The 11,309-nt window shown below is 60.4% G+C and carries 12 protein-coding genes, 1 tRNA gene and 1 pseudogene; 5 read left to right on the plus strand and 9 right to left on the minus strand.

The window, feature by feature from the left end:
* Positions 1–226: 226 nt before the first annotated feature.
* Positions 227–478, minus strand: coding sequence for a DUF4124 domain-containing protein (locus tag ACWKWX_RS11660; protein ID WP_483827799.1), 252 nt, complete (start codon positions 476–478; stop codon positions 227–229).
* Between the two features lie 318 nt (positions 479–796).
* Between ACWKWX_RS11660 and mgtE the strand changes: the two genes are divergently transcribed.
* A complete protein-coding gene (mgtE, locus tag ACWKWX_RS11665; RefSeq protein ID WP_473004040.1) occupies positions 797–2,245 on the plus strand; it encodes a magnesium transporter in 1,449 nt (482 codons plus the stop codon).
* A gap of 65 nt (positions 2,246–2,310) precedes the next feature.
* Here mgtE and ACWKWX_RS11670 read toward each other — a convergent pair whose 3' ends face one another.
* A complete protein-coding gene (locus tag ACWKWX_RS11670; RefSeq protein ID WP_027978646.1) occupies positions 2,311–2,637 on the minus strand; it encodes an Arc family DNA-binding protein in 327 nt (108 codons plus the stop codon).
* Positions 2,638–3,015: 378 nt separating this feature from the next.
* Between ACWKWX_RS11670 and phnN the strand changes: the two genes are divergently transcribed.
* Complete coding sequence (gene phnN, locus ACWKWX_RS11675) at positions 3,016–3,606, plus strand: phosphonate metabolism protein/1,5-bisphosphokinase (PRPP-forming) PhnN (protein ID WP_483827800.1); 591 nt, start codon at positions 3,016–3,018, stop codon at positions 3,604–3,606.
* On the opposite strand, the gene ACWKWX_RS11680 is transcribed toward phnN, so the two are convergent.
* Genes ACWKWX_RS11680 through ACWKWX_RS11690 form a run of 3 tightly spaced genes read right to left on the minus strand, consistent with a single transcriptional unit; the run spans position 3,581 to position 4,325 of the window.
* Positions 3,581–3,766, minus strand: coding sequence for a PA3371 family protein (locus ACWKWX_RS11680; protein WP_473004036.1), 186 nt, complete (start codon positions 3,764–3,766; stop codon positions 3,581–3,583). The two genes, phnN and ACWKWX_RS11680, sit on opposite strands and share 26 nt — an antisense overlap.
* Positions 3,767–3,777: 11 nt before the next feature.
* Positions 3,778–4,017, minus strand: coding sequence for a hypothetical protein (locus ACWKWX_RS11685; protein ID WP_416426137.1), 240 nt, complete (start codon positions 4,015–4,017; stop codon positions 3,778–3,780).
* Positions 4,018–4,058: 41 nt separating this feature from the next.
* A complete protein-coding gene (locus ACWKWX_RS11690) occupies positions 4,059–4,325 on the minus strand; it encodes a hypothetical protein (RefSeq protein WP_483827801.1) in 267 nt (88 codons plus the stop codon).
* A 45-nt stretch (positions 4,326–4,370) separates the two neighbouring features.
* Between ACWKWX_RS11690 and ACWKWX_RS11695 the strand changes: the two genes are divergently transcribed.
* Positions 4,371–4,447, plus strand: a tRNA-Arg gene (locus tag ACWKWX_RS11695).
* Between the two features lie 328 nt (positions 4,448–4,775).
* Here the strand turns inward: ACWKWX_RS11695 and ACWKWX_RS11700 are convergent.
* Positions 4,776–4,910 (minus strand): annotated as a pseudogene (locus ACWKWX_RS11700) (IS3 family transposase); the annotation flags it as partial.
* 128 nt (positions 4,911–5,038) lie between these two features.
* Here ACWKWX_RS11700 and ACWKWX_RS11705 point away from each other — a divergent pair.
* Positions 5,039–6,808 carry an ATP-dependent nuclease gene (locus tag ACWKWX_RS11705; RefSeq protein WP_483827802.1) on the plus strand — a complete coding sequence of 590 codons (1,770 nt, stop codon included), beginning with the start codon at positions 5,039–5,041 and terminating at the stop codon, positions 6,806–6,808.
* A gap of 134 nt (positions 6,809–6,942) precedes the next feature.
* Here ACWKWX_RS11705 and ACWKWX_RS11710 read toward each other — a convergent pair whose 3' ends face one another.
* The 3 genes from ACWKWX_RS11710 to ACWKWX_RS11720 form a co-directional block, all read right to left on the minus strand.
* Positions 6,943–7,218: a DUF3077 domain-containing protein gene (locus ACWKWX_RS11710; protein WP_483827803.1), complete on the minus strand. Its 276-nt coding sequence runs from the start codon at positions 7,216–7,218 to the stop codon at positions 6,943–6,945.
* Positions 7,219–7,636: 418 nt separating this feature from the next.
* Positions 7,637–8,593 carry a PDR/VanB family oxidoreductase gene (locus ACWKWX_RS11715; protein WP_483827804.1) on the minus strand — a complete coding sequence of 319 codons (957 nt, stop codon included), beginning with the start codon at positions 8,591–8,593 and terminating at the stop codon, positions 7,637–7,639.
* 10 nt (positions 8,594–8,603) lie between these two features.
* The gene (locus ACWKWX_RS11720) at positions 8,604–9,635 is read right to left on the minus strand and encodes a Rieske 2Fe-2S domain-containing protein (protein WP_483827805.1); all 1,032 of its coding nucleotides are present in this window, start codon (positions 9,633–9,635) and stop codon (positions 8,604–8,606) included.
* Positions 9,636–9,766: 131 nt separating this feature from the next.
* On the opposite strand from ACWKWX_RS11720, the gene ACWKWX_RS11725 reads away from it, so the two are divergent.
* On the plus strand, positions 9,767–10,675 hold the full coding sequence (locus ACWKWX_RS11725; protein ID WP_483827806.1) for a LysR family transcriptional regulator: 909 nt from the start codon (positions 9,767–9,769) through the stop codon (positions 10,673–10,675).
* Positions 10,676–11,309: the final 634 nt, after the last annotated feature.

Raw genomic sequence — 11,309 nt, forward strand, 5'->3', positions numbered from 1 at the left:
CACTCGTAGCTCAGCTGGATAGAGTACTCGGCTACGAACCGAGCGGTCACAGGTTCGAATCCTGTCGAGTGCACCATACAAGTGAAAGCCCGCCTTCTTCTGAAGGCGGGCTTTTTGCTTTTCTGCGTTTCAATAATCCGTAGCCGCTGCCGCCAGGCTGCGCTGGCCCGCATGGATGATGAGCATCTCCACCGGGGCGCAGGGCCAGCGCAGCCTGCGGCAGCGGCTACGGGGATTCGCTCTGGCGTTTGAGTTCGGCGTCCAGCTGCTTGCGCTCCTTGGCGGCCGAACGCTCGCTCTGGCTGCTCAAGTGCGGGTGGTAGGCCTGCTGCAGGCTCTGCTGCGTCCCTGGCGGGCATTGCTGGGTGGTGAACGTCAGGTGCCCATCCTCATCCTCGCAACGCGACACGGTCTGTGCCAGCGCACCCAGGGCAGGGCACAGCAGCAGCCCTGCCAGTAGCCAACGCTTGGTTTGCATCGAACGTCCTCCATGACTGTGCGGTCCAAAGCGTAACGGCAATTGCGCTGCCTGGGGCTGTGATTTGTTTTCCACATGCGTCGTCGCAATTCCCGGTACTCGAACTGCGCCCAGATTTCGCGCGCAAGCATTTGTTCTTGCCAGATTTTTTCGCGTTAAAAGCCGGCAGCCGGTGTATCATTGCGCCCGTCAGCCCCGCCGGGGCTTTGGATTATTTCCATGGACTTACCCAGTAGTTACTCAATAGCTCGCTACACCTATCAAGAATCGACCGATTGAACCTCCGGCGTGCTCCGCTGCTGGGGGTGGAGTTCGCCTATGACCGAAGTAGAAGTTAAAAAGCCGCAGGACAGCCTGCAGGATCGCCTGGCCCAGGTGGTCGACCTGCTGCAGCGCCAGCGCGTGGTCGAAGACCTCACGCACCGCCAGGAAGGCCAGCATGGTGATCTGGTCGAAAACCTGGTGCACCGCCAGAACCTGGTCGAGCTGCAGCGCAAGCTCGACGACCTGCACTCCGCCGACGTCGCCTACATTCTTGAAGCCTTGCCCCTGGCAGATCGCCTGACGGTCTGGCAGCTGGTCAAGGTGGAGCGCGACGGCGACATCCTCCTGGAAGTCTCCGACTCGGTGCGCGAGACCCTGATCGCCGACATGGACGATCACGAGCTGCTGGCCGCCGCCAAGGAGATGGACGCCGACGAACTCGCGGACCTTGCCCCCGAGCTGCCCCGCGATGTAGTGCACGAGCTGATGGAAAGCCTCGATGCCCAGCAGCGTGAGCGCGTGCGTTCGGCGTTGAGCTACGACGAGGAGCAGGTCGGTGCGCTGATGGACTTCGAGATGGTCACCATCCGCGAGGACGTCAGCCTGGAAGTGGTGCTGCGCTACCTGCGCCGCCTCAAGGAGCTGCCCGGCCACACCGACAAGCTGTTCGTGGTCGACCACGACGGCGTGCTCAAGGGCGTGCTGCCGATCAAGCGCCTGCTGGTCAACGACCCGGAGAAGCAGGTGGCCGAAGTCATGGCCAACGACCCGGTGTCGTTCCACCCTGACGAGGACGCCTACGACGCCGCCCAGGCGTTCGAGCGCTATGACCTGATCTCGGCCCCCGTGGTGGACAAGAACGCCCGCCTGATCGGCCGCCTGACCATCGACGAGATGGTCGACCTGATTCGTGAAGAGAGCGAGACCGAAGTCCTCAACATGGCCGGCCTGCGCGAAGAGGAAGACATCTTCGCCTCGGTGTGGCGCTCGCTGCGCAACCGCTGGTCGTGGCTGGCCATCAACCTGATCACCGCTTTCGTCGCCTCGCGGGTGATCGGCCTGTTCGAAGGCTCCATCGAGCGCCTGGTGGCCCTGGCCGCGCTGATGCCCATCGTTGCCGGTATCGGTGGCAACTCCGGCAACCAGACCATCACCATGATCGTGCGCGCCATGGCCCTGGACCAGGTGAGCCCGGGTAACAGCAACACCACGCGCCTGCTGCGCAAGGAACTGGCAGTGTCGTTGATCAACGGCATCGTCTGGGGCGGGGTGATTGGCGTGGTGGCCTACCTGCTCTATGGCAGCTGGTCACTGGGTGTGGTGATGACCGCGGCCATGACCCTCAACCTGCTGCTGGCGGCCTTCATGGGCGTTATAATCCCCATGACCCTGGCCAGGTTCGGCCGCGACCCGGCCATGGGCTCCAGCGTGATGATCACCGCCATGACCGACAGCGGCGGCTTCTTCATCTTCCTGGGCCTGGCGACCCTGTTCCTGATGTAGGTCGAACCCGCGCCCACAAAAAAGCCAGCTTTCGCTGGCTTTTTTCATGGGCTTTTGGCGAGCGCTCACGAGGCGTCGGCAGTGGCCTCGGCGTTGTGGTCGATCAGCGACACCAGCGCGTTCTGCTGGCGGTGCGACAGTTGGCGGAAGCGTTGCAGCAGTTCACGCTCGTGCAGCGACAGCTCCGGGCTGTCCAGGCGCATGCTCAACTCTTCGCCCAGGGCGCCTTCTTGAATCAGGCTCTGTTCCAGGCGGGCGATGATTTCCGAGTTCATGCTACGGTGATGATTACGAGCTACCTCTGCAATGCGCTCACGCATTCCATCGGGAAGGCGTACGACGAATTTGTCAGCCGTACGGCTGGAGTAAATAGCCTGTTTCATTGGGCGCATATATTTGACCGTTTAGTTCAGGGGGAGCGGTTCTCGAAATTAGCCGCACGATGTGTTTACGACAGTCGATACAGCAAAAGTTCAACCTGAATTGTGAAAGAGGCTTCTATGATGCCTCATAGTCGCCATTTCGTTGGCGCCAATTCTGTGACAAATATTGAACTGAATAAGGGCTTTTTGCCAGCACCAATTGTCGAAAATGAGCACTGGTTGGAAAATCCCCGTTCGCCTGTCGACTGCCCGGTTTCGTCCCGCTATCTCGAGAGGTGCTCTGGCTCGTCCGGTACAACCTGTGCACAATGACGCGCGAGCTACCCTATGATTCAGCATAGTGGCATTTTGGCAGGTTGCCAGCATGCTGCCATACAGAGCGATGAGATGTCGGGACGTTTGATCTACCTGATGGGGCCTTCCGGGGCCGGCAAGGACAGTGTCATCGATGCGGCGCGCAGCGCCTTGCAGCGGGCTGACGTGCACGTGGTGCGACGGACCATCACGCGGTCCGCCGAAGCCGTTGGCGAACATGCCATCGGCGTCAGCCCGGAAACCTTCGCGCGCTTGCGCGAGGCGGGCGAGTTTGCCATGAATTGGCAGGCCAACGGGTTGCAATATGGTATCGGCCGTGACATCAACGCGCGGCTTGCCGGCGGCCAGCACGTGCTGGTCAACGGCTCCCGCGCCTGGCTGCCCCAGGCCCTGCAGCTCTACCCCGAACTGATCCCGGTGCTGGTCACCGTCGACAGCGCCGTGCTGCGCCAGCGCCTGCAGGCCCGCGGGCGCGAAACCGCGGCGCAGATCGACGAGCGTCTGGCACGCAACGAGCGCCTGCAGGCCGAGCCGGGGCAATGGGAGGAGGGAAGCGTGCGCATCGAGACGCTGGACAATTCCGCCGACCTTGCGTCAGCGGTGCAGCGCCTGATGGCGCTGCTGGCCCGTCACGGCATCAGCGCAGCGACGGATCGAACTTGATCTTGCGGCCGCGCAGCAGCGCCAACAGCAGCAGCGCGGTCGACACCCCACTGGCAATGCCCAGCACCGCGCTGGCCTGGCCGGCATCCGGTGGCAAGGTCACGGCCGCCAGGAAGCTGGTAAGGGCAATCAGAAAAAAGGCCCATGCGCTTTTCGACATGTGCTGCTCCTTCAAAAGGTATAGCGGTCAGTATGGATCACCGGCACCGATTCGCCCTGTTCCTGCTGCGAGGTCAGTACCGACATCCCTCTGTGCGGCTTCATGTCCGCCACCTGCGCGGCCGGCCGGGCCATGAAATGCTCCGCCTGGACATGCACCAGGGCGGCATCGGGTTGCGCCTCGTCATGGAAATGAAACGCCACCAGGGCAACGAGGGCCAACGCATTCAGGGCAAAGAGGGTGCTGTTCATGGGGCTTGTCTCCGCAGAGTGAAGGGCTGCCTGGCCACTTTTTATGCAAGTGAATACAGCAGACGCCGTGCCAACCCTGAAAGTCGGATAAAACCCAATGATTTCAGTAGTTTACAGGGTTTTGACGGCAGTGGCAGGTTGCAATCTGCAAGATGGCATTCTGGCAGCCTTGCAAAATGCACGGTCGCCGCGGGCCCCTGTGCCAGAGCGTTCGCGCCGCCATCCGGAAAAGTTCCCTCGGCGTTCACCTTGCCTACAGGCAAAAAGGCCACGGATGACATGACAAATGCGGGGCGGCTGGTTAACATGCTCGCCGTCCATCGTGCTGCGGGTTCCTCGCAGCGCTCAGCAAGGTCTCAGTAGCTCAATTGGATAGAGCATCCCCCTCCTAAGGGGAAGGTTGGCAGTTCGAACCTGCCCTGGGACACCATATTGTTCGCCTCGCCCGTCGTCTCATGGGCAAATGTGTTGCGCCATCCTTCAGATCCCGTGCTGCGCGTTGCTCGAAGCCGACCCATCCCCTATGGTTGCTCCAGGTTAAGCCGCCACCAGGGGTGGAAATGATTGTTCAGACCGCAGCTCCGAAAAAAGTCGTCGCCAAGCGCAAGAAAGCTGGCAAGAGGCTGACGTTCGAAGATGTGCGAATCGCTGCTCGCGGCGGAGAGGCTGCATTTGATCATTACGTCGAGACCGGAAAGCTCCCCGTCTCTAAGTGAGCCTTTCCGTTCGTAGTGATCAACTGATCCCGGACATCGCGCTAACTTTTCCGCAACGACCGCAGGCGGCAACCCATCGTTGAACTGATGTGGCCTTTGCCAGTTGTACCACTGCATCATGAACCGACCGATCTCCTGTTGGGCCAGTGGCGCGCTCATGTAGCCCACTGTCGGCACCTATTCCGGCCACTTCAACACAGGCTAAGCGTGTTCACTCAGAGGCATGCTGAAGGTATGTGGTGGCGCATAGCCACTTTCCAACTACGCTGAAGCGCTATGCCCACCGTAGACAGGGAATTCTCACGATGCACTCCTTGAGCAAGATACACATCAAAAACTTCCGTTCGTGTAAGCAAGTGTTGTTACCTCTGGGTGACTTCACCCCGCTGGTTGGTCAAAACAACGCGGGGAAATCCACCATTCTCGATGCGATCAGATTAGTGCTTGCACCAAAGGCATTTGCGAAAACAGACGCTAACGACCCCGGCGAGCCAATCATTATCAGCGCCTGCGTATCGGGGATCACTGAAGAGCTGGTTGAGCAAATTCCTGAAGCCAAGCATCGAGCAGCGATCACCCCCTACTGCATCAACGGTGACCTTTGGATAAGGATTTCTGCATTAGGCTCAACCAAACCGACGACAGAAGTCTGGGCAAACGCAGATCTAGACGAGCAAGGCCTTCCTAGTTCTTGGCGCTCCTATCCAACGGGCCTGCCGCAGGCCATTTCGGCATTGTTACCCGAAGCGTTGCATGTCCGCGCCATGGACGACGTTCAGGAAGATTTAGGCAAAGGCAAAGCCGGCAGTACGATTCGAGGTCTGCTGGATGAAATCATGGCGCCCATCCTTAGCGCCCACCAAGAGGTACAGGATGCACTCACAGCGGTCAGGAACATACTGGGGGCTGATGGTGAAAACCGATCCCCTTTACTCACTGAGTTCGACGCCAGCGCCAACAGCGCGCTCTCAAGCTTCTTCCCTGGTCTGCTGTTGAACCTGGATGTTCCGTCTATCGACGTTAAAGAATTCTTCAAAAGTGGTGACTTAAACGTGACCGATGAGATATCCGGTCAAACCAGGCGATTCGATACTTTGGGTAGCGGTGCACAGCGTGCGATACAAATGGCCTTGATCCGACTCCTGGCCGACATCAGAAAAACCCGCGATCAAGACCTTGCTCGGCGACTACTGTTGATCGATGAGCCCGAGATTTTTCTCCATCCACAGGGGGTAAGAGGCCTAAGGGAAGCGCTCCACGTGCTTTCAAAATCTGGCTACCAGGTCGTGTTCACCACCCACTCGCCATTGATGGTGAGCAGGGATAACGCACCTGAAACGGTCATCGTACGCAGATCACGGGAGAACGGTTCTCAGGTTCGCATTCCGATGGGGGCGGCTGTCACGCAGGCCATGGCTGAGGCACAAGCTCAATCTAGAACCCTTTTTGAGCTTGGAAATATTGCTGAAATTTATTTCGCAGAGAAGGTGATTCTCTGCGAGGGAAAAACCGATCAGAGACTTCTGCCACTCATCTACGAAAAGCTCTATGGCGTCAGGCCTGAGCTCGAACGGATATGCTTTGTTGCTCTTGGCAGTTGTACGTCCATTCCCAAGGGCTTTTCCGTCCTGACAGCGATGGGTATCAAATGTGGTGTGATCGCTGACTTAGATTTTGCATTCACTCATGCCAGGGGGCCTTGGCTACCGAAAGAGTCCGAAGAGATGGACAGCGTTAGATCTGTGCTTAAAGTCGTCGGAGAAACCGAAGGTTTCCAAATAGGTGGCAACGGCATGCCTCAGAACTCCAGAAACGGCTCAGCAGCTGACTGCTGGGCTGCCTTTGCGAGACATGCTGACGGCCGAGCTCTGGCGCATGCTGCGCATGAGGTAATGAAGGATTTTGCAACCTGGGTTTGGCCAATGGGCTGCATTGAGGACGCATTGAATATTACTGAGAAGGGAGAGGTGGCCATCATCGATCAGGAAGACAATATCCGGAGCTGGGGGCCGGAGATTATTGATCAGGAATATCCCATTTTCCGAAATACTCTAGATTGGATGCGAGCTATCTAGCATTACACCTCATTGTAATCCTTCCAGTTGGAAGGATTACTTAATATTGACCCAGGCACTGCTTCCGACGAGTGCTTCGGTTTTGGCGCCCCAACCTTTAAACTAGATACCGCGAGGTGGGGCGATCTGCTTAGTTACATGCGTACTTGACGAGCGAATGCCAGATCCTCAACAACCGCCCCCGCCATCTCATTCAAATACACCGCAGCCCAAGCCAGGTGCGCACCACCATCCCCCATCGCACTATCCAGCATCAGCTTGCTGGCGCAGTCACGCAAATGAGCGCTGTACTCCAACGCCGCCTGAACCGGCACATCGGGATTGACGCTGAATAGCATATGCCGCCCCTCATCGCCGCATTTCGCAAACGAGGTGGTGCCAAGGGTGGTGTGTTGGTCGATTTCGTTCATGGGTGCATCTCCAGTGTTTATCAAGAGACCCATCACGCTTCTGCCGCCAAGCAGGGGAGGGTGACGGGTTACGCGAGGTTGGCGGACCGGAACACTGGGACCGGCACTCCCGAAGGAGTCCAAGCGCAACCCGCCATAACACAATGTCGCGGGCACAAAAAAAGCGCCTGCAACAGGATATGCGCGGCGCATTGCGCCAGTGTTCGTGGGCCGCCAAGCCCAATCGCTAATGTGTAGCGACGGTTAAGGGTATCGTTTCGACTCGCAAGCGACAAGCGTCGTGGTCAAACGCCCCCAAGCAGGTGCGCCGCCCTACCGTTTCCTGGTCGGTGGGTGGCAAAAATACGCATGGAGTACAAATGTTCTCCGGTCGTATTCTCCTCTATATATAGAAGCACCGCCTTGGCCCGGATGCTGGCTATATCCCCAACACCAACCGCCCCGACCGACTCCGCGAACAGCACAGCGCCATCTGGTCATTCAACTCCTTCTCCCCATCACTCAACACGCTATCCCTGTGACACGGCGTCCCTTCCAGCACCCGCGTCAGGCACGCCCCGCAAAACCCCTGCTCACACGACACCGGTACTTCAACCCCTGCCGCCATCAGCGCCTGGGCGATGGATTGCTCGGCCGGTACCTGCACCACCTGGCCGGTGGAGTTGACCTGTACTTCGAACGCATCCCCGACCACCGCCTCAGCCGCCACCGGGGCGAACGCTTCTTGATGGATCTGCGCTGGCGCCCATCCCAGCCCCAGCGCCCGCTCGGTCATGTGGCGCATGAAGGGGGCGGGGCCGCACAGATATAGATGTGCGTTGGGGGTGGGGTGCAGGAGGTCGTCTGGCAGATGCCGGCGTGGGCTTTTGTCCTGGTCGCTGTGGTGCAGCTGCGCCTGCCCTGGGGTGAACAGGGTTTCCAGCCGTTCGGCGTAGGCCGCTTCGGCGCGGGTGCGGGTGTAGTAGTGCAGGGTGAACGGCTGCTGCTGTTCCTTTAATACGCTGGCCATGGACAGCAGTGGCGTGATGCCGATGCCGGCGGCGACCAGCACGTGGTGGCCGGCAGGCTGCAGGGCGAACAGGTTGCGTGGTGCGGAGATCTCCAGCTGGGCGCCAAGCGCCAGGTGCTGATGGATGAAGCGCGAACCGCCCCGCGACTCGGGTTCGCGTTTCACACACAGCTCGTAGTGGTCCCGGTGGGAAGGCGCGCTGGCGATCGAGTATTGCCGGGTGAGGGCGCCGGGCAGGAATACGTCGATGTGCGCGCCAGCGCTGAACGCTGGCAGCGCCTGGCCGGGCAGCGGCTCCAGGCGGACGCCCAGGTTGCCGGCGCCTTCGGCGGCCAGTGCGGCGACGGTGACGGTGAGGCGGTTCATGGCGTGCCCCTCAATACAGGAAGAACTGGCTCAGGCCCTGGTTGCGCAGGCCCTTGCGGTAGGCGATGGAGCTCATGTCGGCGGGGATGTGCACTTCCAGCATCGGGTCCAGGGGCAGGCGCTCGGGTTTCTGCGACTCGACGATCAGGCGGTCTTCCTCGAACACCTTGAGGTTGAAGGCGTGGCAATCCTCCACCGGCAGGTCCTTGTCGAAGTTGCGCGCGATGGGCGCGAACAGGCGGGTGACCTTCGACGACACCGGCGAGGCGGCGTTCATGATCACCAGCCGGCCGTCGTTGGGGAAGTGCACGGTGAGGGTGGCGGTGAAGGGCAGGTGCACCTGGAAGTGCCGCAGCCAGTTGAAGTCGTCCGGCGCCTTGCCGTCGACGCCGATGGGGTAGTTGCCCACCGAGCTGTTGTAGTGCACTTCGAAGCCGCTGCCGGTTTCCACCGGGCGATAGGGCGGGATCTGGGTGTTGTCGGGGTCGCCGAAGGTGTCGGTGTGCACGAAGCCGAAGTGCGCGACGTCAAGGAAGCCTTCCAGCTGGCGGCCGGCGAACGCCTGGATGTCCACGGTGGGGCAGATGATCTGCTGGAATTGCGGGTCGTCCCAGTGGGGCATCAGCGGGATATCGACGCCGTCGCTCTGCAGGTCGAGGCAGGTCCATACCAGGCCGTAGCGCTCCACGGCGGGGTAGGTGTGCAATTGCATGCGCGCCGGGATGGCGGCATTGGGGCTGGCGGGCACTTTGTTGCAGCGGCCGCCGTTGCCGAAGCGCAGGCCGTGGTAGGGGCACACCACGCCCTGGCCGTCGCTTTTGCCCATGGTCAGCGACACGCCGCGGTGCGGGCAAACGTCGCGGGCCACCACCAGTTCGTCGTCCATGCGGTACAGCACCAGCGGTTCATCCAGCAGCATGGCCTTGACCGGCTCGCGGCCGACGGCGGCGGATTGCGCGATGGGGTACCAGTGGGCGGCAAGGATGCGCCAGTCGCTTTCAATGAAGGTGCAGTGCAGGGGGGGGGAGCGATCTTGGTTCATGGTGTGTCACTCATCAGGCTTCGGCGGTCTGTAAGGTGCGCTGTAGAGCGCTTATGGGATGGACTTTAGAAGTGCGCCGTGATGAACTCCAGCATCGTTTTTTCACTGTAGCGTTGCAAAAAAGGCAACACATGTTCCCGTTCTCGCGCTTCACCCGTTACTTTCTGGAAGTGGCCAGGCACCGCAGCATCCGCCGCGCGGCGGAGGTGCTGCATGTGTCGGCGTCGGCCATCGACCGGCAGATCCTCAAGGTCGAGGAGGAGTTGGGTGTGCCCTTGTTCGAGCGCTTGCCCAGCGGCCTGCGGCTGACGGCGGCGGGGGAGTTGCTGTTGGCCAGCGCCCGCCAGTGGCAAAAGGACTACGGCCGCACCCGTGAGCAGATCGATGAAATGCAGGGCCTGCGCCGCGGCCATGTGGAGATCGGCCTGATCGACGCCTTGAGCGAGGGCATCGTCGCCGAGGCGGTGGCGGCGCTGATGGCGCAGTACCCGGGGCTGACGTTTGGCATGAAGGTAGCGGACAACCAGAAAGTGGCGCAGATGATCACCTCGGCCGAAGTGGACTTTGGCCTGATGCTCGACGCCAGCGACAGCAGCGAGCTGGCGATCAATGCCAGCGCTCCGGTAAAGATGGGCATTGCCATGCCGGTGTCCCACCCGCTGGCGGGCAAGCCGAGCCTGCGGCTCAGCGAGACCCAGGGCGAAACGGTGATCTTCCCGGCTGAACCGCTGGTGGTGCACAAGCACGTGCGTACCCTGCATGACCAGCTGCGCCTGGACGTGCGGCAGCGCGTGGCCTGCAACGACCTGCGCATGATGCGCTCGCTGATTCGCCAGGGCGTGGGGGTAGGGATGTTGTCCTGGCTGGACGTGGCCAGCGAAGTGGCCGAAGGGACAATCGCCTTCGTGCCGTTGACCGGCATTCATGTGAGCCACCCGGTGCTGTGCCTGTGCGTAGCGCCCCACCGGCAGCTGTCACGCGCAGCGCTGCTGGCGCTGGCAGACGTGCGGGAGAGGATGGTGGGGTTGGGGTCTATATAGAAGAGAGATTGGGCCAAGAGGGGGGCAGGTCCATGTCTTGAGGTTGCATTAAGGCCACCAGGTGCCAGTCGTTGTTCTTCTGGCGCCCCTGAGATCGAGCGCCGCCCGCGCGGCGCATCGCGACCAAGGCGGATGGCCGCCCCGCCGTTCCTACCGTTTGTTTCGGGCCAATAACGCCAGTGCCATCGTGGTGTCCGCCTTGTTGGTTCACTGCAGATCTGTGTTGGTGTGACCAGGCGCAACACCTATCTATAGCGGGGCACGTTGCAACAGATGTAGGAGCCGGCCTTGGCCGCGATGCGCCGCGCGGGCGGCGCTCGATGTCATGAGGCATGAAATCCTCACGGCATGCACCCGGTGGCCTTCATATGGTGGCCCGCGGGGAAGCTTTTGACTTTAAAGACAATTTGCCGAAATTAACCCTTGACCCGCCCCCAAATCTCTCTATAATTCGCCCCACTTCCGGCGCAACCGAAACGGAAAACTCCTTGAAACTCAACGAGTTAACCGAAGTAAGCGATTCTGGAAGGTTTCGATATCAACGTCGAAAGCGGTGAAAAAAGGCAGTTGACAGCAACGCAAGTTGCTGTAGAATTCGCCTCCCGCTAACGAGAGATCGAAGCGAGCCAAGTGG

Source organism: Pseudomonas imperatae (assembly GCF_057128625.1).